A 26,288-nucleotide genomic window follows, 5' to 3' on the forward strand; every position below is an offset into this window, starting at 1 on the left:
GCCTCGATTTGAAGATCGAGGCTCTGCCGTATGGGTGTTGTGCGGCTTATGGGGACTTGGTGAAGCTATGTGGACGCTGTGAAGGAGCGCAGTCGCAGACTGTTCGTCACCACGAACACCGACGAGAACGCCATCGCCGCCCCGGCCAGCATCGGGTTGAGCAGTCCGGCCGCCGCCGGCGGCAGGGCGGCCACGTTGTAGGCGAAGGCCCAGAAGAGGTTGGACCGGATGGTTGCCAGGGTGCGGCGGGCGAGCCGGATGGCGTCCGCCGCCGCCCGCAGGTCGCCGCGGACGAGGGTCAGGTCGCCGGCCTCGATCGCCGCGTCCGTGCCGGTGCCCATGGCGAGTCCCAGGTCGGCCTGGGCCAGCGCGGCCGCGTCGTTGACACCGTCGCCGACCATCGCGACCGAACGACCCTCCGCCTGAAGCCGCTTGACGACGTCGACCTTGTCCTGCGGCAGCACCTCGGCGATCACGTCGTCGGCGGCGATTCCGACCTCGCGGGCGACGGACTCGGCCACGGCCCGGTTGTCGCCGGTGAGCAGGATCGGCGTGAGCCCGAGGCCGCGCAGCCGGGCGATCGCCTCCCGGCTGGTGTCCTTGACCGCGTCGGCGACCTCGAGCACCGCGCGTGCCTCCCCGTCCCATGCGACCGCGATCACCGTACGGCCTGCCGACTCCGCCGCGGCCCTCATGAGCTGAAGCTCTTCCGGCAACCCGATCGCCCAGTCACTCAGCAGCCGCTCGCGCCCGACGAGGACGGCGTGGGAGTCGACGACGCCCAGCACGCCGAGCCCCGGCACGTTCGCGAACTCCTCCGGTGCGGGGAGGGGCCCCAGCTTCTCCATCGCCCCGTCGGCCACCGCGCGGGCGACCGGGTGCTCCGACGCGTGTTCCAGAGCGCCCGCCAGCCGCAGGACTTCGGCCTCGTCGGTGCCGTAGGCCGCATGCACGGCCAGCAGGGTCATCCGGCCGGTGGTGACGGTGCCGGTCTTGTCCAGGACGACGGTGTCGACCTTGCGCGTGGACTCCAGGACCTCAGGGCCCTTGATGAGGATGCCGAGCTGGGCGCCGCGCCCGGTCCCGACCAGCAGTGCGGTCGGTGTGGCGAGGCCCAGGGCGCACGGGCAGGCGATGATCAGCACTGCGACGGCGGCGGTGAAAGCGGCGGCCGCACCGGCGCCGTTGCCGAGCCAGAAGCCGAGGGTGCCGAGCGAGAGGGCGATGACGACCGGCACGAACACCGCGGATATCCGGTCCGCGAGCCGCTGGGCGGCCGCCTTGCCGTTCTGAGCGTCCTCGACCAGCCTGGCCATCCTGGCGAGTTGGGTGTCCGCGCCGACCCGGGTCGCCTCGACCACGAGTCGTCCGCCCGTGTTGAGGGTGGCGCCGGTGACGGCGTCACCGGGGGCGACCTCCACCGGCACGGACTCACCGGTGAGCATCGAGGCGTCCACGGCGGAGGAGCCCTCGACGACGGTCCCGTCGGTGGCGATCTTCTCGCCGGGGCGGACCAGGAAGCGGTCGCCGGCCTTCAACTCCGAGACAGGGACGGTCTGTTCGCGGCCGTCGGCTTGCAGCACGGTGACGTTCTTCGCGCCCAGCTCCAGCAGCGCCTTCAGGGCGGCTCCCGCCTTGCGCTTGGAACGGGCCTCGAAGTACCGCCCTGCCAGGATGAACGCGGTGACACCGGCCGCGGCCTCCAGATAGAGGTTCCCGGTGCCGTCACCGCGGGCGATGGTCAGCTCGAAGGGGTGCTTCATGCCCGGAGTGCCCGCGGTCCCGAAGAACAGTGCCCACAGCGACCAGCCGAAGGCGGCCGTCGTACCGACCGAGATCAGGGTGTCCATGGTGGCCGCGCCGTGCCGGGCGTTGGTGAACGCCGCCTTGTGGAAGGGCCAGCCGGCATACGTCACCACGGGCGCGGCCAGCGTCAGCGAAAGCCACTGCCAGTACTCGAACTGCAGCGCGGGGATCATCGCCATCGCGGCGACCGGGACCGCGAGCACCACGGCGGTCACCAACCGCTCGCGCAGGGACCGCAGTTCGCCGGGCTCCTCCTCGCCGGGGGCGGCAGGCTCCGGGGGCGCCGGTTCCCGGGCCGAGTACCCGGTCTTCTCGACGGTCGCTATCAGGTCCTGGACCGAGACGCCGGCATCGTGCGTGACCTTGGCCTTCTCGGTGGCGTAGTTGACGGTCGCGGTGACCCCGTCCATCCGGTTGAGCTTCTTCTCGACGCGTGCCGCGCACGAGGCACAGGTCATGCCGCCGATGGCGAGCTCGGTCTCGGCTGCTGCGGTGGTCGTCATCGCCACTCCTCGTGGTACCGGGTGGGGGTATGGTGGGTCACGTCTTCTGTATACCCCGGGTAGGTATACGAAGCAAGCCGCGCGGTCGGTTGACTTGATACCCCCTAGGGGTATGGTGAGGTGTATGGAGAACCCATCCCGGAGGTGTCGAGCATGCACGCAGGCCTGAAGATCACCGCGTTCGCCGCCGCACTGGCCGCGACGTTCGGCACCGCCTACGGCGTGGGCCAGGGCGTCGGTCCCGTGGCCGAGGAGAAGACGACCGCACGCCATGACGCACACGCGGACGACAGCGCCCCAGGGCAGGAGTCGCCCCCGGCCGGCGGACTCCAGGTCTCCGAGAGCGGCTACACCCTGGACCTGCGAACACCCCGCCTCGCGGCCGGCCGCATCGCCGAGCTGCGCTTCGCCGTCCGGGACGGCGACGGTCGGGCGGTCACCGCCTACCGCCGGGAGCACGACAAGGAACTCCACCTGATCGTGGCCTCGCGAGACCTGAACACCTACCGCCATCTGCACCCCACCCGGGCCGCCGACGGAACCTGGAGCATCCCCGTGTCACTGCCCCGCGCAGGCGACTACAGGGTCTTCGCCGACTTCACCCCCGAGCAGAAGAACGCCGCGAATCTCACCCTCGGCGCGGATCTGGCCGTGTCGGGCAGCTACACCCCGCGGAAGCCGCCCGCGCCGCACACCACCGCCACGACCGACGGCTACGAGGTCAGGCTGGGCGGGGCTCTGCGCCCCGGCGCGGCCCGCGAGCTGAAGCTCACGGTCTCCCGAGACGGCGAGCCCGTCACCGACCTCCAGCCCTACCTCGGCGCCTACGGCCACCTGGTGGCCCTGCGCTCCGGCGACCTCGCCTACCTCCACGTCCACCCGGGCGGCGAGCCCGGCGACGGCACGACCGAGCCCGGCCCGGACATCTCGTTCACGGCCACGGCGCCCAGCAGCGGCACCTACCGGCTCTTCCTCGACTTCAAGCACGAGGGCAGGGTGCACACCGCCGCCTTCACGGTCCGGGCGGGAGAGACGACGGCCGTGGCGGAGGCTCCCGATGAGGCCGCTCATGAGTCCTCCGGCGACCACGGCCACTGACGCTCAGATCCGGCACACCCGCCGCTGTCGCCGTAGCAGAAGCCCCAGATGCAGTCCGCCGAGCACCGCGGTCAGCCCTCCGACCGGCAGCTGAGCGGTCTCCGCCATGGCGAGCCACACCGAGGCCCGGGCGCTGGTGACGCCGAACACGGCGACGGACGGCACCACCCCGGTGGCGGCCCCCGGGTCGAGGCCGAGCGGCCCGGGATCGGCCGGCGGCCAAAGGGTGAGCGCCTGGGTCAGCGCGCCCACGACGCCAGGTTCGGCACTCGCCGCGATGTCGGCCAGGATTCGGCGCAGGAGGAACAGTCCGCCGACCACGGTCAGGGTGCGGGTGGTTGTCCGTGGTTGACCGGGAGGGAGCGGAGGGGCGTCAAGACCGGCGGAGCCCCGCTGAACCGGCCCTGCCGACGCCCTGGTTGATGCGAGCCCCGGCACCGCTGACCCGGACGCGCGGGTCAACGGCGCGCAGTGTCACGGTGAGCTCGCCCGGTCGACCCAGGTCCTCGCCCTGGCGCAGGGTGAGGACGGCGTCCTCGGGGACCAGACCGAGTTCGCGGGCGTACGCGCCGAACGCGGCGGCCGCGGCACCGGTCGCCGGGTCCTCGACGACACCGCCGACGGGGAACGGGTCACGGACGTGGAAGACGGTGGCCGACTCCCGCCACACCAACTGGACGGTGGTCAGGTCCAGTCGGTGCATCAGGGCTTCGAGGCGCGCGAAGTCGTACGCCAGATCCGCGAGCCGTGCACGCGTCGCCGCCGCGAGGACGAGATGACGGGCACCGGCGAACGCGATGCGGGGCGGAAAGGCGGGGTCCAGATCGAAGGCCGGCCAGTCGAGCGCGGCGAGCGCCTCCGTGAGGTCCGCGTCCCCGATCTCCTCGACGTGCGGCTCGACGCTGGTGAGCGTGGCCCGCACGGTCCCGCCCTCCTCGGACACCTCCACCGGCACGGTCCCGGCGCGGGTAGCGAACACCAACTCGCCGGGGCCGATCCGCTCGGCCAGCGCGACGGCGGTGGCGACGGTGGCGTGGCCGCAGAACGGCACCTCGGCCTTCGGGCTGAAATAACGGATGCGGAACGCCCGTCCCGCCGGGCCGTCGAGGCCCTCCGGCGGTGCGGTCAGGAACGCGGACTCGGAGTATCCGAGCTCGGCGGCGATGGCCAGCATGTCGCTGTCGTCCAGGGCGGCCGCGTCCAGGACGACACCGGCGGGGTTTCCGCCCTCGGGGTCGCTGGAGAAGGCGGTGTAGCGCAGAACCTCGGGCCGCTGTGCGTTCGTCGTCATGCTCGCCGGAACACGGGGGAGAGCCCCGGCTATTCCGGATCCCGGTGGGACGCGGACGTGGAGGTGCCGTCCCAGTGTTGTAAACAATTGCGTCGCACATCTTGCTCACAGTTTTGTCGCGAGGTTACGTTCTCAAGGCATCGAGCCCGTCCCACACCGCTCATGAGACTGCTTTGGTCACACGCTGACCAGGCCTTTCCATGCTCTGGCGGCCCTCTACCGGGAGGCACGAGTGAAGAGACGCGCGTTCAAGCAGTTAGCGACCGCACTGGTGACGGCGGCTCTCGTCCCCGCCCTGGCGCTCACCGCCGCACACGGCACAGGCGATACCGCGGGCACCTCGGCTCCGGTGGTCCGGACCGACAGCGGCTCGGTCCGTGGCACCACCGAGAAGGGCGCCGACCGCTTCCTCGGCCTGCCCTACGCGGCCCCTCCCGTACGGGAGTTGAGGTTCGCTCCACCGGCCGCCCCGGCGTCCTGGGCAGGCGTCCGCGAGGCCGACCGGCAGTCGCCCGCCTGTCTCCAGTTCGAACCCACCGGCATCCGCGAGGAACAGCCCGTCAGCGAGGACTGCCTCTATCTCGACGTCTACCGGCCCGCCCGGACGTCCGCCAGGGCCAAGCTCCCCGTGATGGTGTGGTTCCACGGCGGCGGCCACACCCAGGGCACGGGCGTCATCTACGGCGGCGGCACCATGGCCGCGAAGACCGGCACCCTCGTCATCTCCGTCAACTACCGGCTGGGCGCCCTCGGTTTCCTCGCCCACCCGGCGCTCAGCGCGGTCACGCCCGGCGGTTCGGGCAACTTCGGGCGCATGGACCAGCTGGCCTCCCTCAAGTGGGTCCAGAACAACATCACCCGCTTCGGCGGCGACCCGGGCAACGTGACCGTCTACGGCCAGTCGGCGGGCGGTTCGGCCGTCTGCGACATGCTGGCCATGCCCTCGGCCCGGGGCCTGTTCGACAAGGCCATCGCGCAGAGCTCCACCTGCCTGGCCGACCGCACCACCCTGTCCGCAGGGGAGGAGAGCGGCGTCGGCTTCGCCCGGGCCGTCGGCTGTACAGACGCGGCGACCGTCGTGGCCTGTCTGCGCAAGGCCTGGCCCGGCACGCTCATCTCCCACCAGGCCGACTACCGCGGCGGTTCCAAAGTGGGCGGCACCCTCCTGCCGAGGTCTCCCAAGCAGGCCTTCGACGACGGCAGTTGGAACGCCGTCCCGCTGATGACGGGCACCACGCGTTCCGAGAACCGTCTCACCTCCACCGCCCTCGCCGGCATCACCGCACAGGGCTACGAGGACCTGGTCCGCCAGACATACGGCGAACGGGCCGAGCAGGTGCTGGAGTTGTACCCGCTGAGCAGGTTCAAGAGCCCCTACGACGCCATCACCCAGGTCCAGACGGATTCCCAGCGGGCCTGCCCCGTGCAGCAGACCGCCCAGGTCCTCTCGGCCCAAACGCCCGTCTACCGCTACGAGTTCGACGACCCGACCTCACCGACCCTCTACGGCTTCCGCATCCCCGGCGAGGACATGTCGAACGCACACAGCGCGGAACTCGCCTACCTCTTCGACTTCACCCTCGGGGAGAAGCCTCTCACTGCGGCACAGCAGCGCCTGTCCGACCAGATGATGCGCTACTGGGGCGCGTTCGCCCACGACGGCGTCCCGAGTGCCCAAGGTGCCCCGGCCTGGCCGACGTTCGACCCCGGACAGCGGGTCATGCAACTGCGCACCGCCGGAGCCAGCGAGGTCATCACCACCTTCGCCGACGAACACCACTGCGACTTCTGGCTCGTCTGACCCACCCGCACTCGTAGAGAGCAGGGAGCAATGACAGTGATCACCGCCATGCGCGGCAGAGCCCGCGCCACCCTGGCCGCCGTGAGCCTCCTCGGCCTCGGCATCACCCCGGTCGTCGCCCAGGCAACACAGTCCGGCGGCGCGACCGCCTCGCAGTACTCCCGCCCGACCTCCACCGTCGTACAGACCACGAACGGCAAGGTCCGCGGCGCCCACCAGACCGACTACGACGAATGGCTCGGCATCCCGTACGCCGCCGACGCCTCCGGCGCCAACCGGTGGAAGCCGCCGCAGCCGGCCGGCCGCTGGTCCGGAGTCCGCGACGCCACCGAGTTCAGCGACCGGTGCGCCCAGAACAGCGGTTGGGACCCCGGCTACGAGAAGACCATCACCTCCGAGGACTGCCTCGCTCTCAACGTGTACGTCCCGGACGGCGCCAAGGCCAAGACCCCGGTCCTGGTGTGGATCCACGGCGGCGGCTTCACCGGCGGCGCCGGCCAGGACACCAACCCGCGCAAGTTCGTCGAGCAGACCGGCGCGGTCGTCGTCACCATCAACTACCGCCTGGGCGTGCTCGGCACGCTCAACCTTCCCCAGCTCCAGACCGAGAACAAGGACGGCCCGGGCAACTACGGCCTCCTCGACCAGCAGGCGGCCCTGCGCTGGGTGCACTCCAACATCGACCGCTTCGGCGGCGACCCGAAGAACGTCACCATCGCCGGTCAGTCCGCCGGCGCCGGCTCGGTCTGCGACCACCTCGCCTCACCCACCGCCAAGGGCCTGTTCACCCGCGCGGGCATCATCAGCGGCGGCTGCAACATCCAGCCGGCGGCCTCCGGCCAGGCGCAGAGCGCGACGTTCGTGAAGACCGTCGGCTGCGACTCGGCCTCGGACGTCGTCGCCTGTCTGCGCGCCAAGTCCGCCGCGGACCTGCTCGCCGCACAGAAGAAGTCGGGCGTCTCGCTGTCCCTCGGCGGCTCCGCCTTCCCGGTCAACCCCGGAACCGCCGTCCAGAGCGGCACCTTCAACCGGGTCCCGGTGATGATCGGCCAGACCAACAGCGAGCGCGGCCTGTTCACCTTCCAGAACTACGACTACCTGGGTACGCCGATGACGGCCGCGGGCTACGAGACGGCCGTCCGCTCCGCCTACGGTGCCGCCGCCGACAAGGTGCTCGCCGAATACCCGCTCAGCGCCTACAGGACCCCGGGCGAGGCCTTCACCGCCGCCCAGAACGGCTCCACCTCCTACACCCGTCAGCAGCTGATCAGCACGCTGTCCAAGTGGGTGCCCACCTATGCCTACGAGTTCGCCGAGAGCGACACCCCGCACTTCACGTCCATCCACCTGATCCAGCAGCAGAGCCAGGCCGCCCGTGACTTCCCCTTCGGCGGCGCCATCCACGTCGACGACCTCGGCTACCTCTGGGACTACCTCGGCCAGACCCTGCCGTACGACGACGACCAGCTGGAACTGTCCCACCAGATGATCACGTTCTGGGGCCGGTTCGCCGAGCGCGGCGACCCCAACGGCAGCCGTACGCCCGCCTGGCCCAAGTACAGCGACAGAACGGACAAGTTCATGTCGCTGGTGGCCTGTGACACCGCGCCGGCGAGCGGCAAGGCCCCGGCGCCCTGCTCCAAGGCCACCGACACCTTCGACGAGGAACACAACCTCGACTTCTGGCGGAGCGTGCTGTGAGGAGACCCGCTCCACGCCCTACGGCGACCAGGCCGACAAGGTCCTGGCTCGCTACCCGCTCTCCGCCTACGAGTCGCCCGGCGCGCGGCCCTCGCCCAGGTCCGCACGGACGGCCCCCGGGCCTGTGTCCAGCTGGACATGGCGGCCGATCTCACCGCGACGTGCTGACGTACACCTACGAGTTCCGCGACGAGACGGCCCCGCTGCGCCCCTACGAGTTGGTCCCCGCAGCCTTCTCGCTCGCGACGCAGCACTCCGCGGAACTGCCCTGCCTGTGGGGCTCCAACAGCGCGAAGCCGCTCACCGCACGGCAGCGCGGTCTGTCGGGCGAGATGATCGCCTACTGGGCCCGGTTCGCGAAGACCGGAGCCCTCGCTCCCCGCGGGCTGCCGTCAGGCGCCCCGGTACGACGCGGACACGCCCCGCCAGGTCGCCTTCGACACCGGTGGCTCACGGATCGTCCATGACATGGCGGACCGCCACCGGTGCGGGTTCTGGGAGGGGGTGTCCTGACCCACGCCAGGGCCGGGTCCTCGCCGCTGTCAGCCGAGGGCCCGGTCCAGGTTGAAAGCCGCGCTGATCAGGGCGAGATGGGTGAACGCCTGCGGGAAGTTGCCCTGTTGCCTGCCGGTGTTGCTGATCTCCTCGGCGTACAGGCCCAGATGGTTGGCGTAGGTGAGCATCTTCTCGAAGGCGAGGCGTGCCTCGTCGATCCGTCCGGCGTGCACCATGGCCTCGACGTACCAGAAGGAGCAGATCGAGAACGTGCCCTCGTCGCCGCGCAGTCCGTCGGGGCTGGCCATCGGGTCGTAGCGGTAGACCAGGGAGTCGGACACCAGCTCCTCGGTCAACGCGTCCAGTGTGGAGAGCCACTTCGGGTCGGTCGGCGCGATGAACTTCGTCAGCGGCATCATCAGCACGGCCGCGTCGAGCACATCGCCGTCCTCGTGCTGGACGAACGCCTGCCGGGTCTCCGACCAGCCATGCTTCATGATCCGCCGATAGATCGCGTCGCGGCACTCCCGCCAGCGGTTGAGATCGGCGGGCAGTCCGCGCCGGTTGGCCATGCGGATCGCCCGCTCGATCGCCACCCAGCACATCAGCCGTGAGTACAGGAAGTTCTTACGGCCGCCGCGGGTCTCCCAGATCCCCTCGTCGGGCTGGTCCCAGTGCGCGCACACCCACTCCACCAGCGTGCACACGTCGTCCCACTGGCCGCTGGAGATCGGCTTGGCCCACTTGTCGTAGAGGTAGATCGAGTCGATCAGGGCGCCGTAGATGTCGAGTTGGAGCTGGTCGGCGGCGCCATTGCCGACCCGGACCGGCGCCGAGCCCTGATGCCCTTCCAGGTACGTGAGTTCACGCTCCGTCAGATCGGTGCGGCCGTCGATGCCGTACATGATCTGGAGCGGTCCCGAGGGGCCGTGGCTGTCCGGACTGACGTGCCGGATCAGGAAGTCCATGAACGCCTCGGCCTCACCGGTGAAGCCGAGCCGCAGCAGCGCGTACACGCAGAAGGCGGCGTCCCGCACCCACACGTACCGGTAGTCCCAGTTGCGCTCGCCGCCGAGCTGCTCCGGGATGCTCGTGGTCGGGGCGGCCACGATGGCGCCGGTGGGCGCGTAGGTGAGGAGCTTCAGGGTGAGGGCGGAGCGGTGGACCATCTCCCGCCAGCGGCCGCGGTACTTGGAGGCGGACAGCCAGTGCCGCCAGTAGGCGACCGTGCTGTTGAACTGCTCCTCGGCCTCGGTGCGCGCACACCGGCGCGGGGTCACCTCACCGCCGACCTGGTCCAGCGCGAACACCGCCGACTCGCCCTCGGAGAGCTTGAAGTCGGCCCGTACGTCCGGGCCTTCGGTCTCCAGCGCCACGGTCGCCGTCAGCCCCAGCGACAGCTTGGGGGACTCGAAGACCGCGACGTCCCCGACCATGCGGAGGGTGTGCGGCTGAGCGCCGTAGTCGAAGCGCGGAGCGATCCGCGTACGGAACGGGATCGAGCCGCGCACGCACAGCACCCGCCGGATCAGCCGGTGCCGCTCGGTCTCCACCGTGTCCCCGTCGACCGGCATGAAGTCCTGGACCTCGCCCACGCCGTCCTCGGTGTAGAACCGGGTGATCAGGACGTTGGTGTCGGGGAAGTAGAACTGCTTGGTCCGCGCCGGCACGGCCGCCGCCAGCTCGAAGCGGCCCCCGCGCTTCGCGTCCAGGATCGACGCGAAGACGCTGGGCGCGTCGAAGGACGGACAGCAGTACCAGTCGATGGTGCCGTCGGTCCCGACCAGCGCCACACTGCGCAGGTCGCCGATCAGACCGTGCTCGGCGATCGGCAGATAGCCGGTGTCGTTGCCAGGTGATCCGCTCATCGCAGCCTCCTGCGGATCAGCCTAGGCAGGATCGGCCGCGGGTGTCCTGGGAACGGCACCTTGACCGTCGTCAGGCCGTGAGAACCCGCACTCCCGCCTCCTCGAACCGCCGTACGGCCTCCGGCGCCGCCGCCGAGTCCGTGACCAGCGTGTCGATCTTCTCGGCCCCGCAGATCCGGGCGAACGCCCGCTGCCCCAGCTTGCTGGAGTCCGCGGCCACCACCACCCGCTCGGCACGCTCGCACAGCAGCCGGTTGATCGCGGCCTCCGCCTCGTCATGAGCCGCGGCACCATGCGTCACGTCCAGGGCCACGACACCGAGCACCGCCACATCAAGAGTGATCTGACTCAGCACACCGTCCGCGAGCGGCCCGATGAGCTCGTACGACTGCGGGCGCGCGACCCCGCCGGTCAGCACGATCTTGAACTGGGGGCGTACGGCCAGCTCATTGGCGATATTGAGCGCGTTGGTGACGATCGTCAGCGCGGGGGAGCCGCTGGAGAGGTCCCCGCGCACGGCCAGCGCGCGGGCCACCTCGGTCGTGGTCGTGCCACCGGTCAGCCCCACGGCCTCCCCGGGTGCGATCAGCTCCCCGACCGCCTTGGCGATGCGCTGCTTCTCGGAGGCGTGGCGGGCCGTCTTGTAGCGCAGCGGCAGCTCGTACGACACTCCGTGCACGACCGCGCCGCCCCGGGTGCGCACCAGCATCTGCTGCTCCGCCAGCTGGTCGAGGTCACGGCGGATCGTCGCGGCCGACACCTCCAGCTCGACGGCCGCCTCCTCGACGTCCAGCCGGCCCCGCTCGACGAGCAGCTCCAGCAGCGCCTTCCAACGGGCGTCGCGAGACATCCGCACCCTCCATTCCTTCCACCTCCCGGCGACCTTAGCGCACCCCTCCTGCGCGCGAATGCTTGATTGTGCTCGAAAGTGCGCTGTATCTTGCAAGAACAAGCAAAGCGTCGGAGGGGTACGGCATGACCCATGTCGAGGACGAGCTGACCAGCCAGCCGGAGTGCTGGACCCGGGTGGCGACGGAGGCCGCCCGCCACTCCGGCGCGCTTCCGGCGGCCGGGGAGCGGGTCGCGATCGTCGGGTGCGGCACGTCGTACTTCATGGCGCAGTCGGCGGCGGCCCTGCGTGAGGGCGCGGGGCAGGGCGAGACGGATGCCTTCACCGCGTCGGAGTTCCCGTACGGCCGCTCGTACGACCGGGTCGTCGCCCTCACCCGCTCCGGCACGACGACCGAAGTCCTGAGTCTGCTGGGGCAGTTGAAGGATCGCACCCGCACGACCGCCCTCACCGCCGACCCCCGCACACCCGTCATGGCTGCCGCCGACGATGTGGTCGTCCTCGACTTCGCCGACGAACGGTCGGTCGTCCAGACGAGGTTCGCGACCACCGCCCTCACCCTGCTGCGCGCACACCTGGGCCTGCACACCGACCAGGTCGTCACCGATGCCCGCACCGCGCTCGTGACTCCGTTGCCCGAAGGACTCGTCGAGTGCACGCAGTTCACCTTCCTCGGCCGGGGCTGGACGGTGGGGCTGGCCAACGAGGCCGGACTGAAGATGCGCGAGGCATCCCTCGCCTGGACCGAGGCCTACCCGGCGATGGAGTACCGGCACGGTCCCATCAGCATCACCACCCACGGCACCGCCACCTGGATGCTCGGCGAGGCTCCCGAAGGTCTGGCCGAACAGGTCCGGGAGACCGGCGGGCTGTGGGTGCCTGGCACCCTCGACCCCCTCGCCGAACTGGTCCGGGCGCAGCGCCTCGCGGTCGCCGTAGCCGCTGCTCGCGGCCTCGACCCGGACCAGCCGCGCCACCTCACCCGCTCGGTGATCCTCGCCCGCCCTTAGGAGACGTCGTGCCCCTGGTCCCCACCGGCGAGCTCGTCACCCGCGCCGCCGCCAACCGCTCCGCCGTCGCCGCCTTCAACATCATCACGCTGGAACATGTCGAGGCCGTCATCGCCGGCGCCGAGTCCCTGCACGCGCCCGTCGTCCTCCAAGTCAGCGAGAACGCCGTCAAGTTCCGCTACGGCAGCCTCCTCCCGCTCGCCCGCGCCGCCGTCACCGCGGCCGAACGTGCCGCCGTACCCGTGGCGTTGCACCTCGACCACGTCCAGAGCGACGACCTGCTTCGGCAGGCGGCCGACGCCGGCTTCAGCTCCGTGATGTACGACGCGGCACGCCTGCCCTACTCCGAGAACCTCGGCGCCACGAAAGCGGCCGCCGACTGGGCGCACTCCCAAGGACTGTGGATCGAGGCCGAGTTGGGCGAGGTAGGCGGCAAGAACGGCGAGCCCCCGCTGGACGCCCATGCCCCCGGCGCCCGCACCGACCCCGTCGAGGCCCGCGCCTTCGTCGCCGAATCCGGCGTGGACGCCCTCGCCGTGGCCGTCGGCAGCGCCCACGCGATGACCGAACGCACCGCCATCCTCGATCACGGCCTCCTCGAACGCCTCGCGTCCACCCTCGACGTGCCCCTCGTCCTGCACGGCTCTTCCGGGGTCCGCGACGACGAACTCACCGCGGCCGTCACGGGCGGCATCGCCAAGGTCAACATCGGTACCGCGCTCAACGTGGCCATGACCGGCGCGATCAGACGGTTCCTGGCGGCTCACCCCGAGGCGGTGGACTCGCGGAAATACCTGAGCGTGGGGCGGGAGGCGATGGCCGAGGAGGCCCTGCGGATCATCCAGGTGCTCGGGCGGTGAGAACGGGCTGGTAGAACCCGCTGGAAGCGGGTTCATGCCAACGGACGTCGACGAAACCGGCCGCCGACACGAACTCCGCCAGCTGCGAGCGTGTCAGCGCCCAGGACGTCGTACGGCGGACGCGCACGGCCCACTCGTCCCCGTCGCCGGGTACCAGTTGGAAGTACTCCTGGTCGTAGCGCTCGCCGTCCTCGTGCCAGTGCCACAACTGGAAGGTGATCACCCGGCCGTCGGTGGCCTCGGAGACCTGCGGAGGCGTGGAGCCGGGCCTGGTCCGGCGGAGCTCCTCGTAGTCGCGAAGGGTGAGCAGCAGCAGACCGCCGTCCCGCAGCACCCGCCGCATCCCGGCGAGCGCGGCCGCCACGTCCGGGGCCGTCAGCAGATGCGCCATGGAGTTGTCGGCGCAGACGACCACGTCGAAGGCGGACGCCCCGAACGGCAGCCGCCGCATGTCCGCGGCGGCCGTCGGCAGCAGGGCACCGCGAGCCGACGCCTCCGCGGTGGCCCGTGCGGCGGCGACGGGACTGAGATCGCTGCCGACGACCCGGTGTCCGGCCAGCGCCAGCCCGATCGCCTGGGTCCCGATCCCGCACGAGCAGTCAAGGACGCGGTGCGGACCCGGCCCCAGGAGGGTGCCCAGTGCCGCCGCCTGACGCGCGATGCTCGCGTCCCAGTCCGCGAAAATCCGGTGGTAGTCCGGAGCCAGCGAATCGTAGAAGCCTCGCACCGAGGAGTCAGTCACTCGTCTCCTTCACCGCCTTCAGCACCACGAACTTCGGGTCGCTGGCCACCAGTTGGCTGTTGCCGAACAGCTTCCGCAGCTTCACGTGGTACCCGAGATGGCGGTTACCGACCACCCACAGCTCGCCGCCGGGCCGCAGCGCCCGGCGTGCTCCCGTGAACATCCGCCAGGCCGTCGCGTCGGTCGTCGCCTGGTGGGAGTGGAACGGCGGGTTGTTGAGGACGATGTCGACGCTGCCCGCCGGGACCCCGGTCAGACCGTCCCCGACCCGGAACTCCGCGTGTCCCGGCCCGCCGTTCGCCTTGTACGTCCCCTCCGCCGAGGCCACGGCCTGGAAGGACTCGTCCACGAACAGCACCTCGGCCTCGGGATTGGCCAGCGCCACCGCCGTACCGACGACGCCGTTGCCGCAGCCCAGGTCCACGATCCGCCGGGTGCCCCGGCTGTCCGGGAGGTGCTGGAGGAAGAACCGGGTGCCGATGTCGAGCCGGTCCGCGCAGAAGACGCCCGCGTGGTTGACGACGGTACGCCCGGAGGCGGCGCCGATCCCGTCCGGGAGCGTGTAGCCGTACGGCCAGGGGTTGGCGGGCCGTTGGAGCGACGGCTGCGGTGTGCAGAAGATCAGCCGCGCCTTCTTCTCGGCCAACGAGGTGCGGGTTGGCCCGAGGATCCGCTCGAACAGCCGGAGCGTCGACGTGTGGATCTCCTTCACCATGCCGGTGCCGACGACGACCGTGCCCTCGTGCACCGCGGGCGCCAGCCGCAGCAGCTGCTCCTCAAGCAGGGCCAGGCTCTTCGGCACCCGCACCAGCAGGACGTCGATCCGGCCGGGCGCCGGGTCCTGCGTGGTGAGCAGCCGTACGGCACCCGCCTCCACCTCGGCGCGCGCGAGGTTGGCCCGGGTCGCCTCCTGACTGAGGAAGGAGTCGGTGATCTGTGTCGGCCGGTGCGCGGCCAGCGTGGTGACCAGCGCTCCCCAGCGGTCCCCGAGCACCACGACCGTGCCGGTCAATGACACCCCCTCGTCCGCGAGGTGTCTGAGCAGATACTCGTCGGAGGCGTCCCAGGCACGCAGCCGGTCACGCGGGTCCTCGGGAAAGCGGGTGAGCGCGAGCTCGCCCCAGGGAGTCGTCATACGGTCGTCCATCGTGCGTCCAGGCTAGCGGAGCCGCAGCTCAGGCCTCCTCGGGCAGGATGGAACCCATGGATGCCGAGCTGTTCCCGAGGGCCCGCACTCAGGTCGCGCCGGGCGCGGTGCACGTACCGGACTGGCTGAGCCCCGGACGGCAGCGCGAGCTGCTGGCGGCCTGCCGGGAGTGGGCACGACCACCGGCAGGACTGCGCACGGTCCGCACCCCGGGCGGCGGCACCATGACCGCACGGCAGGTGTGCCTGGGCTGGCACTGGTACCCGTACGCCTACGCCCGCACGGTCGCCGACGGAGACGGGGCACCGGTGAAGCCCTTCCCCGACTGGCTGGGCGAGCTGGGCCGGGAAGCGGTACGGGACACGCTCGGTCCGCGGCCGGCGCCGTACGACATCGCCCTGGTCAACTTCTACGACGGCGACGCCCGCATGGGCATGCACCGCGACAGCGACGAGAAGTCGGACGCTCCCGTGGTGTCCCTCAGCCTCGGCGACACCTGCGTCTTCCGCTTCGGCAACACCGAGGCCCGCACCAAGCCCTACACGGACGTCGAGCTGCGCAGCGGCGACCTGTTCGTGTTCGGCGGCCCGTCGCGGCTCGCGTACCACGGAGTGCCCCGGGTGCATCCGGGCACCGCGCCGCCCGAGTTGGGGCTGAACGGGCGGCTGAACATCACGCTGCGGGTCAGCGGGCTCTAGGGTCTGTCCGGCGGATCAGGCCGGCTGCAAGAAACCGCGCTGGTGGGCCGAGCCGAGCGGGGGCTGGTGCGTGCAGCTGCAAGGCGGAGGAGGCGTGGACACCAGCCGCTACCGCGGCGGGCGACGCGGAGCGTCGGCGAGTGACGACAACGCGGCTGGGGGTCCCCCCCACGCTTTGGGCAGTGGGGGAGGGCGTGCCAGGCCCCGCGACGCCGGCATGATCCGCCGGACAGGCCCTAGGTCGGATCAAGAACGGATCATGGGAGACTCGCCCTCATGAGCGGCAAGGCGGACCCCCGGCCGGCGGGGGAAGGGACCACCTCAAGGGCGCGGCTGGACCGGGGGCGCGGTGCGCTGGGGCCCGCGCTGGGGCTCGACCACACCGGACGCGCGCCCACCCGGGCCGTGCTCACCGCCGAACTCGGGGTGACCCGGGCGACGGCCGGCGCGGTCGCCGCCGAGCTGGAGGCGCTCGGGCTGATCCGCGTCGACGTCCGGCCCACCGCGGCCGCCGGTTCGCAGGGCAGGCCCTCGCACCGCCTCGCGGTTGCCGAGGACGGCCCCGTCGTGCTGGCCGCCCAGGTGCACGCCGACGGGTTTCGGGCCGCCCTGGTCGGTCTGGGCGGCCGTATCGTCGCCACCGCACCGGGCTGCGAGACCGTCGACGCCGACCCCGCGAAGGTCCTCGGCTCCGTCGTGGAGGCGGGCGCCGATCTGCTCCGTACGACCGGCCGACGCTGCGTCGGCGCCGGACTCGCCGTACCGTCGGCCGTCGCCGAACCGGAGGGGCTCGCCCTCAACCCGCTGCACCTGGCCTGGCCCGCGGGCGCCCCCGTCCGCCGTATCTTCGACGAGTGCGTGCAGGCGGCCGGGATCACCGGACCGGCTTTCGCGGGCAACGACGTCAACCTCGCCGCGCTCGCCGAACACCGGCACGGCGCAGGCCGCGGCGCCCGGGATCTGCTGTGCGTGGCGACCGGACACCGGGGTGTGGGCGGTGCGCTGGTGCTCGACGGGCGTCTGCACACCGGCAGTTCGGGCCTCGCCCTCGAAGTCGGCCACCTCACGGTGAACCCCGAGGGCCGCCCCTGTCACTGCGGCAGCCGCGGCTGCCTGGACGTCGAGGCCGACCCGCTGGCCCTGCTCACCGCCGCGGGACTCGCCCCCGGCCCCGAACTGTCCCTGCTCCAGCAGGCCAACGACCTCGTCCGCGACCACTACGGCGACCCCATCGTGCGTACGGCCGCCGAGGCGCTGATCGACCGCCTGGGGCTCGGCCTCGCCGGCCTCGTGAACATCCTCAACCCGGACCGCATCATCCTCGGCGGCCTGCACCGCACCCTCCTGGACGCCGATCCGGAGCGTCTGCGCGCGGTCGTCGCCGAGCGCAGTCTGTGGGGGCAGAGCGGCGGTGTCCCGATCCTTGCCTGCACGCTCGACCACAACAGCCTGGTCGGGGCGGCCGAGTTGGCGTGGCAACCGGTTCTCGACGATCCGCTGGGGGCCCTGACCCGTGACTGAACTGCTGGAGGCCGTCGGGCTCCGCCTGGTCGAGGTGGCACCGCCGGTGCTCCCGGCCGAGGTGCGGGCGGTCATGAACCGTGAATGGGGAGAGGCGGTCCGCACCAACCCGGCCCTCTTCGACGGTCCGGTCGCGGTCTGCGCGGGGCTTTCGCATGATGACGGGGGCGGTCTGGTCATCTCCTGGTCCCGTACCACCTACCGCTACTTCGCCCTGCGCCGCGTCCCGGGCGCTGCCGCCCTGCGGTCGCTCTTCGTGAGCGTGGTGCAGCCGACGGACGACGGACGGGTGCTGGTGGGCCGTATGTCGTCGGCCACGTCGACGCCCGGCCGCTGGCAGTTCCCCGGAGGCTCGGTCGAGCCACCCACCGGCACCGAGCCCCTCGACGAGACCGCACTGCGCCGGCACGCCGCCGTGGAACTGGCTGAGGAGACGGGTGTCGACTCTCCCGCCGCCGCCCTCACCCGCTGTCTGGTCACGCGGGGCGCGGACGGACAGGTCGGTGTCCACTACCTGGCGCCGCCCCTGCCCGCGTCCCTGCTCCACAAGCGTTTCGAAGCACTCGTGGCCGGTGAGACGGCACGGGGCCGCGACCCGGAGTTCGACCGGATCACCCTCATCGGCTCACCGGCCGAACTGCCGGACCTCGCCGGTCCGCACGTGGCCTATCTGGACCCCGTCCTCCGGTGGACGGGCCGCCGAGTAGGCTCATGACATGCGGATCTCGGTCTCCTCGGACATGGACGAAGCGGTGGCGCGCACCCTCGTCGACGAACTGGTTGCCCGCGGCCACCACGTGCTCCCGCACGGCGCGCTGAGCCCCGGCGACGACCCCCAGTGGGCCGTCTGCTCGGAGGCCGCGGCCCGAGAGGTGGCGGCGGGGACGGCCGACCAGGCGGTCGTGTGCTGCTGGACCGGCACCGGCGCTTCCATCGCCGCGAACAAGGTCCCTGGTGTACGGGCGGCCCTGTGCACGGACGCCTACACGGCGGACGGCGCCCGTCGCTGGAACGACGCCAACGTTCTCGCCCTCAGCCTCCGCCTCACCTCCCCGCCGCTCCTCAAGGAGATCCTCGACGCCTGGTTCACAGCGGAGGCGAGCCAGGAGGCCGAGGACCGGGAGAACGTGGCCCGGGTGGGCCGTCTGGACACCGACCGGCCCTAGCAGGCCGTTCCGCCAGGTCAGGGGAGGAGCGGGCCGGCCACCAGCTCGCCTCGGCGTGCTCCGGTGCCGTGGCCCCGCGAAACTGTTCCCAGGTCACCGGCTCCAGCGCCGCGGTCGCCGCATCCCGGCGCTCGATCGCTCGTTCGAAGGCGGGGTGCCCGTGGTCTCGGAGATCGGCAGCCGGTCGGCGGGGCCGTAGCGCCATGCAGTACCGCAGTGCACCAGGTCCCCGACCTCGCCAGGCAGCCGCTCGACCAGCGCGGTGGCCGAGCCCGGGGTGAAACAGACCAGGTCGACGACGACATCCGGGTCCAGCCCGGCGACCCGGTTCCCGAAGCCGCCCTCCCTGCGTGGGTGGTTCACCAGGTGTCAGGTCGATCGGGCCGGTATCGCGGGGACCGTCAAGCTCCACAGTGCCGCCACCAGCGGTCGGCGCAGATCGGACCGTCGTACGCACAGACCGATCGGGAACTGCTCGGGCCGTGGATCGGCGGGCACCTCCGCCAGTCGCTCGCGCACCGCGCTGTGTTCCAGTACGAGGCGGGGGACCACGCCCGTGCCGCAGCCCAGCGCGGCCAGCGTCAGCAGTCCTTCGTGGCCGTCGGGCTCGCAGGCCACGTCCGGGACCGTGCCCCGGGCGCGGAACCAGCGGTCGGCCGCCTCACGGACCAGGCCACGGTGAGGCAGGACGAACGGCCCGTCCAGGTCCGGGTCCGGACGCTCCCGCGCGGTGACGAGGACCAGCTCGGTCACCGCGATCGTCCGGCTCACCAGCCCCTCCGGAAGCCTGGCCGGGATCCCGGCGACGGCCACGTCCACCTCGCCCTCGTCCAGCCGGGCCAGCGCGGCCGCCGCGTCACCGGTGCGCAGGTCGAGGCGTACCTGCGGATGAGCCGCGCGGAAGGGCACCAACAGGTCGGGCAGCAGCGCCTGGCAGGCGGTCACCGTCGCGAACACGGCCAGACGGCCGGTCAGTTCGGCCGGGTCGGGATGCTCCTCGCGGTAGCCACGCCACAACTCCAGGGCCTGGACCGCGTATTCACGGAAGCGGTGGCCCTGCGCCGTCAGCGACACCCCGCGCGGACCGCGGTCGAACAGCCGGTGTCCCAGCTCGGCCTCCAACCGCTGCACGGTTCTGGTCAGCGTTGCCGGACTGACATGGCAGTCGAGGCTCGTCCGCCCGAAGTTCAGAGTCTGGGCGAGGTGCAGGAAGAGCCGTAGCTCCCGGTGATCATCCATGCGACCTCGGCCTTTCAGTTCACGCAACAGGGCGATGCACAAGTTGCGCTTGCTGCAACGCTCTGCCGGAGCCTACAACTCCACCATGACCTCCACCACGTACGCCTCCGGCGTCTTCGCCCTCGAAACCATGGACGTCCCCGATGGCACCGAGACCGTCCTGCGCGGCGGCCGGCACCTGTTCCCGCTGCTGCCCCAGGCATTCGCCGGAATCCGCCGCATCGGCGTGCTCGGCTGGGGCCCGCAGGGCCGCGCCCAGGCGCTCAACCTGAGGGACTCCCTCGCCGGCACCGACATCAGGGTGGCCGTGGGCCTGCGCCCCGGCTCCGCCTCGGCCGCCGACGCGCGCGCCCACGGCTTCACCGAGGAGGACGGCACGCTCGGCGACTGGCTCGCGGTCGCCGCCGACAGCGACCTGGTCGTCCTGCTGATCGCGGACGCGGCGCTCGCCGCCCACCACCGGGAGATCTTCGGGGTGCTCAAGCCCGGCGCCGCGATCGGACTCTCGCACGGCTTCCTGCTCGGTCATCTCCGCGAGACCGGCGGCGAGTTCCCGGCCGGGCACGCCGTGATCGGGGTGTGCCCCAAGGGCATGGGCGACTCGGTGCGCCGCCTCTACCAGCAGGGCGCCGACGTCAACGGCGCCGGGATCAACAGCAGTTTCGCCGTGCACGCCGACCCCGACGGCCGCGCCGTCGACCTCGCGCTCGGCTGGGCGGTGGCGCTCGGATCGCCGTACACCTTCCGCACCACGCTGGAGAGCGAGTACCGCTCGGACATCGTCGGCGAGCGCGCCATCCTGCTCGGCGCCGTCCACGGCATCGTCGAGAGCCTGTACACGCGGTACCGCCTGGCCGGGGACGACGAGGTGACGGCCTACGAGAGGTCCTGCGAGAACGTCACCGGGCCGATTGCCCGCACCATCTCGCACTCCGGCCTGCGGGCGGTCCGCGAGGGCCTCTCACCGTCCGACCGGGACGTCTTCGACCGCACGTACACGGCCACGTACGCACCCGCGCGCGAGATCGTCGCGGAGATCTACGACGAGGTCGCCGACGGCACCGAGCTGCGCAGTGTGATCCTGGCCGAACGACGGCTCGGGGCACGGCCGATGAGCGGGATCGGCGGCTCGCCGATGTGGGCCGTCGGCGAGCGGGTGCGGGCACGGCGGGGCGAACGCGAGCTGTCCGTGGACCCGTTCACGGCAGGGGTGTTCGTCGCCACCATGCTCGCCCAGATCGACGAGTTCGCCGAGCGCGGCCATCCCTGGTCGGAGATCGTCAACGAGTCCGTCATCGAGGCCGTCGACTCCCTCCTGCCCTACATGCACGCGCGCGATGTGGCTCACATGGTCGACAACTGCTCCCGCACGGCCCGCCTCGGCGCCCGCCGCTGGGGCCCGCGCTTCCAGGCCGCTTACGAGCAGATCGCTTACCCGGACGCCGAATGCCCGGCGGACGAGGACCTGTTGGCGGCTTTTGTGAACCACCCCGCCCACGAGGCGCTGGCCGCGGCGGCGAAACTGCGGCCCTCGGTGGACATCTCGGTGGCGTAGGGCCGTTGTCAGTGGGGGCGGCTAGCCTGCGGGGCATGATCGAGACAACCGAGGCCGACCGCGCCTTTCCTGGCGCCCTGGCCGATGTGGCCCGCGTGGAGTTCGACTACGACGACGGCGAGGGCATCGACTTCGAGCCGTACGAAGCCTTCGACGCCGCCGAGGAGACCACCGACTGGCTCCGCAACTGGACCGGCAACCACGAACTGGGCGGCGAGGCCTACCGGGTCTTCGGACAGGACGGCACCGGAGGCCTCGCCGCCCTGTGGTGCGTCCGGCCGGGGCGGCCGCTGGTCGAACAGCCCGTGGTGTTCCTGGGCTCCGAGGGCGAGCGCGGCGTGGTGGCGGCGAACCTGTCCGACTTCCTGTGGGTGCTGGCCGACGGCCTGGGCCCGATGGAGGTCGTGGAGTACGAGCAGTACGAGGCGCGCGCGAACCCCGCGCTGACCGAACTCGCCGAGCGCCACGCGACCACCCCGCGCCGCACCACGCGCGACATCGTCACCGCCGCCCGGTCGGAGTTCCCGGCCTTCTCCGAGGACATCGACGCGCTCTGCCGATGAGCGCTGCGTACGCCTGTGAGAGAGGATCAGGGATCCGGCCACCCCACGGCCAGGGCCCGAGCGGGGTTGTCGGTGAAGATGCGCCCCACCAGTTCCTCACCCAGCTCGACCGCGAGCCGCGGCCGTACCCGGCGCAGCAGATACGGCATCCCGGAGCCGCCGTCCACGGAACGGCCGGCCGCGGTCGTGGTGTCGCCGCCCAGCAGCAGGCGGTCCCCGTGTCCCGCGTCGGCGAGGGCCCGTACGGCGTCGGGCATGCGCCAGTCCGTCGCGTGGTTCGCCCGTGAGGGCCCGTCGAAGGCCAGGTAGCAGCCGGTGTCCGCGGCCTGGCGGTGCACCGTGAAGTCCGGGGAGCGGTTGAGATGCCCGAGGATCACCCGATGCGGTGGCACCCCCAACTCCCCGCACAGCAGGTCGAGTACGTCCAACGCACCCGTCCCCAGCTCCAGATGGACGGCGATCGGTGCCCCGTCGCTTGATGGGCCTCGGCCGCCGCGGCCATCGTCCAGCGGGCGTGCGCGTCAAGCGCGTGGAAGCCACCCGCCACCTTGATCAGCCCAGCCCGGACCCCTGACGTGCCGATGCCTGCGGTCAGTTCGGTGACGAACACATCGGCCAGCCTGCCGCGCAGCCCGGCGAGCGTCCGGTCGTCGTAGTGGATGTCCTGGTGCAGCCCGGTCGCCGCGACGATCCGTACCCCGGTCTCCCGGGACAGCGCCGGCAGATCGGCGGCCCGCCGTCCCAACCCGTACGGCGTCCACTGCACGACACCGCCACCGCCCTGCGCGGCGAACGCCGACAGCTCGGCCCGCGCGGCGGAGACGCTCTGCAGCTCCTGACCCGGCAGCCGGGGGCTGCCGAAGAACAGGTGATCGTGCGTGTCGCACACACCGAGCTGCTCGCCGGGGATGTCCCCGAGTACGGTCCGGACCACCCTCACCACTGGCGCCCCCGCGGCAGCCGCTCCCGCCCGGGCGCCGACACATGCAGCACCTCGAACACGTCACCGTCCGCCTTCGGCGTCTCATACGCCCAGAGCGAGAAGTGGACGAGCTCCCAGCGTGCCGTGTCCACGGCGGCTGCCGCGAACACCGCGCCGTCCTCCCCGGCCAGCCGCTCCGTCTCACCCACCGCGTCCGCCATCACCTCCGCCAACTCCACCCCCGCCGACACCGGTTGAGCCAGCCGGACGGCCGACAGGGCAGCCGAACCGGCGGTGCCGCCCTCCTCGTACGACAGGCCTGTCCACTGCCGCACCGAGGGCCGCCCGAAGTCGTTGCTGAGCCCCTGGAAGGCGCCTTTCCACAGGAAGGTGTTCATGCCCTCCACGGTGTTCCAGAGGTAGAAGGGCGCGTACTGGTTCACCGGTGAGCCGTTCACGCCGCGCTCGCGCATCAGGTACGTCTTGAATCCGAGGCCCTCCCAGTCGTCCAGGAGATGCCCGATGCGGGCCACCCGGGCGCGGATGACGGCCATGTCATAGTCGGCGGGCAGGGTGAGCTCGTACTGCATGGCGTGCATCGGGCGCCTCCTCAGGCGGGGTAGTCCTCGGGGGCGACATGGGCGTCCCAGTCGGCGGTCGTGCCGTCCTCCGCGGCCTCCACCACCGCGAGATGGGTCATGAAGGTGCGCGGCCCTGCCCCGTGCCAGTGCCACTCGCCCGGCTCGATCCACACGGTGTCGCCCGCGCGGATCGGCTCGACGGCACCGCCCCTGCGCTGCACCAGCCCCTCGCCCTCGGTGACGTACAGCACCTGGCCGTGCGGATGGCGGTGCCACGCGGTGTGCGCGCCGGGGGCGAAGTGGACGTTGAACATCCGCAGCCGGGACGGGGAGGGGGGCGCGGCGATCTCGTCGAGCCACACCGTCCCGGTGAAGTTCTCCGCCGCTCCCTGCCTGGTCCCGGGGCGCTGTCGGGTGATCTGCACGTGGATGAACTCCCTTATGTAGTCTGGGGCTTGAGCAGTGAGAGAAGACCCCGCACGCCTGTGTCGAACGCGGCGGGCGAGCCGGACGCGCGGGCGAGGACGTAGCCGCCCTGGATGGTCGCGAGGACGGTCGCCGCGATCTCCTCGCCGTCCAGCGAGGACGCGAACTGGCCCTGTTCCTTGCCCTCTTCGACGATCCCGGCGATCCGCTCACGGATCCAGTCGATCGTCTCGTCGACGGGCGCGCGCAGTTCGTCGCTGGCGACGACGTCCGGGTCCATCGTGAGCCGGCCGATCGGGCAGCCGCGCAACACGTCCCGCTCGCGCCGCAGATACGCCTCGATGCGTTCGTAAGGCGTACCGGGCCCGCCGAGTACTCCCTCCGCGGTAGCCCGCAGTTCGTCGGCGGTTCGCCGGATCGCGGCCAGCGCGAGGTCAGGCTTGCCCTGGAAGTGGTGGTACATGCTGCCCTGTCCGGCGCCCGCGCGCTCCAGGATGGCCTTGGGGCTGGTGCCCACATAGCCGCGCTCCCACAGCAGCTCACGGGTGGACTCGATCAGTCGGTCCGAGGTGCTCATGCACCCACTGTACATACTAGTAGTTACAGACGTCGAGGTCTCTGTGGAGCACAAGGAACAGGCCCGCGTACTCCCCGGGAGGTACGCGCACTGCCGCTGGCCGTACGACGACCCGGACCCCTCCCCGGAGCCAGTCTCGAAGCATCACCGAACGGACACCTTCAGGAACTCCAGGGAGATGAACCGACATGCAGACCCTCGCGAACTGGGACGGCGGCCCCGGGCCGTGGATCCTCTTCTTCCCGCTGATCTGGGCGGCCGTCGTGCTCGGCGTCGTCACCGTCCTGCGCCGCACCGTCTGGCGCGGCCGCCGCGGACCGTGGCGCGCCATGGCAGACAACGGCCCCTCCGGCGACTCGCCGATCGCCATGCTCGGCCGCCGCTTCGCCTCCGGCGAGATCGACGAGGACGAGTACTGGCGCCGGCTGTCCGTGCTGGACGAGCAGTTCGGCCGTACGGCGGGCAAGGGCGGTGCGGCATGACCGCCACGACCGCCCTGACCGCCGCGGCGAAGACGCTGTCGGCCGCCCGGGTGGTCGACGCCGTGAAGGTGTACGGCAGCGGCGACACCAGCGTGCGGGCCCTGGACGGGGTGAGCGTCGACTTTCCGGCCGGACGCTTCACCGCGATCATGGGGCCCTCGGGCTCCGGCAAGTCCACCCTCATGCACTGCGCGGCCGGTCTCGACACGCTCACCGCGGGCGCCTCCTACATCGGCGACACCGACCTCGGCGCCCTCGACGACCGCCGCCTCACCCTCCTGCGCCGCGACCGCGTCGGCTTCGTGTTCCAGGCCTTCAACCTGGTCCCGACGCTGACCGTCGAGGAGAACATCCGGCTGCCGCTCGATCTCGCGGGCGGCAAGGGCGACCCGGAGTGGATCGACGCGCTCATCGATGTCGTCGGCCTGCGCGACCGGCTCCACCACCGGCCGGCCGAACTCTCCGGCGGGCAGCAGCAACGCGTCGCCGTGGCTCGCGCGTTCGCCGGCCGGCCGGACGTCGTCTTCGCGGACGAGCCCACCGGCAACCTCGACTCCCGCTCCGGCGGCGAGGTCCTCGGCCTCCTCGGCAGGACCGTGCGCCAGGCCGCCCGCACGGTCGTCATGGTCACCCACGACCCGGTCGCCGCCGCTCACGCGGACGAGGTCGTCTTCCTCGCGGACGGGCGCCTGGTGGACCGTATGGAGTCCCCGACCGCCGACAAGGTCCTGGACCGCATGAAGGCCTTCGAGATGCCCGCACGGACCGAGGCCGGGACGGAGGGGGCGGCATGAACGCCTCCGTGCGGCTGAGCATGTCCTCCCTGCGTGCCCACAAGCGGCGCTTCGCCGGGACCTTTCTCGCGGTGTTCCTCGGCGTGGCCTTCCTCGCCGGGACCCTCGTCATGGGCGACACACTGCGGGCCAGCTTCGACACCATGTTCGGAAACGCGAACAGCGGCACCGACGCCGTGGTCCGCAGCGCCGACGCCATCACCACGCCGGGGGAGAGCGAGGGTGTGCGCGAACCGGTCGACGCCGACCTGGCCGACAGGATCGAGCAGGTCCCCGGAGTCGCGGCGGCCGCCCCCGACATCCAGGGAGCGGGTCAGTTGATCGGCGCGGACGGCAAGCCCATCGGCGGTCAGGGGCCGCCCACCCTCGCCGGCAACTGGATCGACGACCCGAAGCTCAACCCGTACCGACTCGCCGAGGGACGTGCCCCGGAGAGGTCCGGCGAGGTCGTCGTGAACCGCGGCACGGCAGACCAGGGTGACCTGAAGATCGGCGACACGACGATTCTGCGCACACCCGACCCCGTCGAGGTGACGATCGTCGGCCTCGCGACCTTCGGCGGCGAGGACGGCATGGCCCAGGTGACCTTCAC

At 71.5% G+C, this 26,288-nt stretch carries 27 protein-coding genes and 1 pseudogene; 15 read left to right on the plus strand and 13 right to left on the minus strand.

Annotated features, from left to right (window positions below; translation table 11 throughout):
- Positions 1–65: 65 nt before the first annotated feature.
- Positions 66–2,309 carry a heavy metal translocating P-type ATPase gene (locus ACI2L1_RS42260; RefSeq protein ID WP_404744795.1) on the minus strand — a complete coding sequence of 748 codons (2,244 nt, stop codon included), beginning with the start codon at positions 2,307–2,309 and terminating at the stop codon, positions 66–68.
- Between the two features lie 153 nt (positions 2,310–2,462).
- Here ACI2L1_RS42260 and ACI2L1_RS42265 point away from each other — a divergent pair, with 153 nt between their 5' ends.
- On the plus strand, positions 2,463–3,407 hold the full coding sequence (locus ACI2L1_RS42265; protein ID WP_404744796.1) for a hypothetical protein: 945 nt from the start codon (positions 2,463–2,465) through the stop codon (positions 3,405–3,407).
- Positions 3,408–3,410: 3 nt separating this feature from the next.
- On the opposite strand, the gene ACI2L1_RS42270 is transcribed toward ACI2L1_RS42265, so the two are convergent.
- Positions 3,411–3,728 (minus strand): iron chelate uptake ABC transporter family permease subunit, encoded by a 318-nt coding sequence (locus ACI2L1_RS42270; RefSeq protein WP_404744797.1) that lies wholly within the window; start codon positions 3,726–3,728, stop codon positions 3,411–3,413.
- A gap of 52 nt (positions 3,729–3,780) precedes the next feature.
- Positions 3,781–4,698 carry a PhzF family phenazine biosynthesis protein gene (locus ACI2L1_RS42275; RefSeq protein WP_404744798.1) on the minus strand — a complete coding sequence of 306 codons (918 nt, stop codon included), beginning with the start codon at positions 4,696–4,698 and terminating at the stop codon, positions 3,781–3,783.
- 232 nt (positions 4,699–4,930) lie between these two features.
- Here ACI2L1_RS42275 and ACI2L1_RS42280 point away from each other — a divergent pair, with 232 nt between their 5' ends.
- The 3 genes from ACI2L1_RS42280 to ACI2L1_RS42290 all read left to right on the plus strand — a co-directional run bounded on the left by ACI2L1_RS42280 (position 4,931) and on the right by ACI2L1_RS42290 (position 8,667).
- Entirely contained in the window at positions 4,931–6,499 is a 1,569-nt protein-coding gene (locus ACI2L1_RS42280) for a carboxylesterase/lipase family protein (protein ID WP_404744799.1), read from the plus strand.
- 30 nt (positions 6,500–6,529) lie between these two features.
- Positions 6,530–8,200: a carboxylesterase/lipase family protein gene (locus ACI2L1_RS42285; protein ID WP_404744800.1), complete on the plus strand. Its 1,671-nt coding sequence runs from the start codon at positions 6,530–6,532 to the stop codon at positions 8,198–8,200.
- 161 nt (positions 8,201–8,361) lie between these two features.
- Positions 8,362–8,667: a hypothetical protein gene (locus ACI2L1_RS42290; RefSeq protein ID WP_404744801.1), complete on the plus strand. Its 306-nt coding sequence runs from the start codon at positions 8,362–8,364 to the stop codon at positions 8,665–8,667.
- 75 nt (positions 8,668–8,742) lie between these two features.
- Here the strand turns inward: ACI2L1_RS42290 and ACI2L1_RS42295 are convergent, their stop codons facing one another.
- Entirely contained in the window at positions 8,743–10,563 is a 1,821-nt protein-coding gene (locus ACI2L1_RS42295; RefSeq protein ID WP_404744802.1) for a glycoside hydrolase family 15 protein, read from the minus strand.
- Positions 10,564–10,633: 70 nt separating this feature from the next.
- Positions 10,634–11,413 (minus strand): DeoR/GlpR family DNA-binding transcription regulator, encoded by a 780-nt coding sequence (locus tag ACI2L1_RS42300; RefSeq protein ID WP_404744803.1) that lies wholly within the window; start codon positions 11,411–11,413, stop codon positions 10,634–10,636.
- A gap of 125 nt (positions 11,414–11,538) precedes the next feature.
- Here ACI2L1_RS42300 and ACI2L1_RS42305 point away from each other — a divergent pair, with 125 nt between their 5' ends.
- Together ACI2L1_RS42305 and ACI2L1_RS42310 are read left to right on the plus strand one after the other, a co-directional pair.
- Entirely contained in the window at positions 11,539–12,423 is an 885-nt protein-coding gene (locus ACI2L1_RS42305) for an SIS domain-containing protein (RefSeq protein WP_404744804.1), read from the plus strand.
- 8 nt (positions 12,424–12,431) lie between these two features.
- Positions 12,432–13,283, plus strand: a complete 852-nt coding sequence (locus ACI2L1_RS42310; RefSeq protein ID WP_404744805.1) for a class II fructose-bisphosphate aldolase — start codon at positions 12,432–12,434, stop codon at positions 13,281–13,283.
- On the opposite strand, the gene ACI2L1_RS42315 is transcribed toward ACI2L1_RS42310, so the two are convergent.
- Positions 13,261–14,025 (minus strand): class I SAM-dependent methyltransferase, encoded by a 765-nt coding sequence (locus ACI2L1_RS42315; protein ID WP_404744806.1) that lies wholly within the window; start codon positions 14,023–14,025, stop codon positions 13,261–13,263. The genes ACI2L1_RS42310 and ACI2L1_RS42315 overlap by 23 nt on opposite strands.
- Entirely contained in the window at positions 14,018–15,160 is a 1,143-nt protein-coding gene (locus ACI2L1_RS42320) for a methyltransferase (protein ID WP_404744807.1), read from the minus strand. Before ACI2L1_RS42320 ends, ACI2L1_RS42315 begins: the two co-directional genes overlap by 8 nt.
- Before the next feature lie 68 nt (positions 15,161–15,228).
- Here ACI2L1_RS42320 and ACI2L1_RS42325 point away from each other — a divergent pair, with 68 nt between their 5' ends.
- The 4 genes from ACI2L1_RS42325 (at position 15,229) to ACI2L1_RS42340 (ending at position 18,557) form a co-directional block, all read left to right on the plus strand.
- Positions 15,229–15,870 (plus strand): alpha-ketoglutarate-dependent dioxygenase AlkB family protein, encoded by a 642-nt coding sequence (locus tag ACI2L1_RS42325; RefSeq protein WP_404744808.1) that lies wholly within the window; start codon positions 15,229–15,231, stop codon positions 15,868–15,870.
- Between the two features lie 276 nt (positions 15,871–16,146).
- On the plus strand, positions 16,147–17,391 hold the full coding sequence (locus tag ACI2L1_RS42330; protein WP_404744809.1) for an ROK family protein: 1,245 nt from the start codon (positions 16,147–16,149) through the stop codon (positions 17,389–17,391).
- Complete coding sequence (locus ACI2L1_RS42335; protein ID WP_404744810.1) at positions 17,384–18,106, plus strand: NUDIX hydrolase; 723 nt, start codon at positions 17,384–17,386, stop codon at positions 18,104–18,106. The genes ACI2L1_RS42330 and ACI2L1_RS42335 overlap by 8 nt, the downstream gene beginning before the upstream one ends.
- 1 nt (position 18,107) lies before the next feature.
- Positions 18,108–18,557 carry an RpiB/LacA/LacB family sugar-phosphate isomerase gene (locus ACI2L1_RS42340; protein WP_404744811.1) on the plus strand — a complete coding sequence of 150 codons (450 nt, stop codon included), beginning with the start codon at positions 18,108–18,110 and terminating at the stop codon, positions 18,555–18,557.
- Between the two features lie 93 nt (positions 18,558–18,650).
- On the opposite strand, the gene ACI2L1_RS42345 is transcribed toward ACI2L1_RS42340, so the two are convergent.
- Entirely contained in the window at positions 18,651–18,920 is a 270-nt protein-coding gene (locus ACI2L1_RS42345) for a hypothetical protein (protein ID WP_404744812.1), read from the minus strand.
- Positions 18,921–18,926: 6 nt separating this feature from the next.
- A complete protein-coding gene (ilvY, locus tag ACI2L1_RS42350) occupies positions 18,927–19,796 on the minus strand; it encodes an HTH-type transcriptional activator IlvY (RefSeq protein WP_404744813.1) in 870 nt (289 codons plus the stop codon).
- Positions 19,797–19,881: 85 nt separating this feature from the next.
- On the opposite strand from ilvY, the gene ACI2L1_RS42355 reads away from it, so the two are divergent.
- Entirely contained in the window at positions 19,882–21,351 is a 1,470-nt protein-coding gene (locus ACI2L1_RS42355; RefSeq protein WP_404744814.1) for a ketol-acid reductoisomerase, read from the plus strand.
- Positions 21,352–21,386: 35 nt separating this feature from the next.
- On the plus strand, positions 21,387–21,914 hold the full coding sequence (locus ACI2L1_RS42360; protein ID WP_404744815.1) for an SMI1/KNR4 family protein: 528 nt from the start codon (positions 21,387–21,389) through the stop codon (positions 21,912–21,914).
- A 26-nt stretch (positions 21,915–21,940) separates the two neighbouring features.
- Here the strand turns inward: ACI2L1_RS42360 and ACI2L1_RS42365 are convergent.
- The 4 genes and pseudogenes from ACI2L1_RS42365 to ACI2L1_RS42380 form a co-directional block, all read right to left on the minus strand.
- Positions 21,941–22,854: pseudogene (locus tag ACI2L1_RS42365) on the minus strand (phosphotriesterase).
- Complete coding sequence (locus ACI2L1_RS42370) at positions 22,851–23,435, minus strand: DUF4865 family protein (RefSeq protein WP_404744816.1); 585 nt, start codon at positions 23,433–23,435, stop codon at positions 22,851–22,853. The pseudogene ACI2L1_RS42365 and the gene ACI2L1_RS42370 overlap by 4 nt, the downstream one beginning before the upstream one ends.
- Before the next feature lie 11 nt (positions 23,436–23,446).
- The gene (locus ACI2L1_RS42375) at positions 23,447–23,842 is read right to left on the minus strand and encodes a cupin domain-containing protein (protein WP_404744817.1); all 396 of its coding nucleotides are present in this window, start codon (positions 23,840–23,842) and stop codon (positions 23,447–23,449) included.
- Between the two features lie 14 nt (positions 23,843–23,856).
- The gene (locus tag ACI2L1_RS42380) at positions 23,857–24,435 is read right to left on the minus strand and encodes a TetR/AcrR family transcriptional regulator (RefSeq protein WP_404744818.1); all 579 of its coding nucleotides are present in this window, start codon (positions 24,433–24,435) and stop codon (positions 23,857–23,859) included.
- Positions 24,436–24,608: 173 nt separating this feature from the next.
- Here ACI2L1_RS42380 and ACI2L1_RS42385 point away from each other — a divergent pair, with 173 nt between their 5' ends.
- The 3 genes from ACI2L1_RS42385 to ACI2L1_RS42395 form a co-directional block, all read left to right on the plus strand.
- Positions 24,609–24,902: an SHOCT domain-containing protein gene (locus tag ACI2L1_RS42385; RefSeq protein ID WP_404744819.1), complete on the plus strand. Its 294-nt coding sequence runs from the start codon at positions 24,609–24,611 to the stop codon at positions 24,900–24,902.
- Positions 24,899–25,696: an ABC transporter ATP-binding protein gene (locus ACI2L1_RS42390; protein WP_404744820.1), complete on the plus strand. Its 798-nt coding sequence runs from the start codon at positions 24,899–24,901 to the stop codon at positions 25,694–25,696. The genes ACI2L1_RS42385 and ACI2L1_RS42390 overlap by 4 nt, the downstream gene beginning before the upstream one ends.
- Positions 25,693–26,288 (plus strand): ABC transporter permease (locus ACI2L1_RS42395; protein ID WP_404744821.1); only part of this gene is annotated, 596 nt, incomplete at its 3' end. The genes ACI2L1_RS42390 and ACI2L1_RS42395, both read left to right, overlap by 4 nt.

The organism is Streptomyces sp. NPDC019531, from assembly GCF_044903305.1.
Lineage (GTDB): Bacteria > Actinomycetota > Actinomycetes > Streptomycetales > Streptomycetaceae > Streptomyces.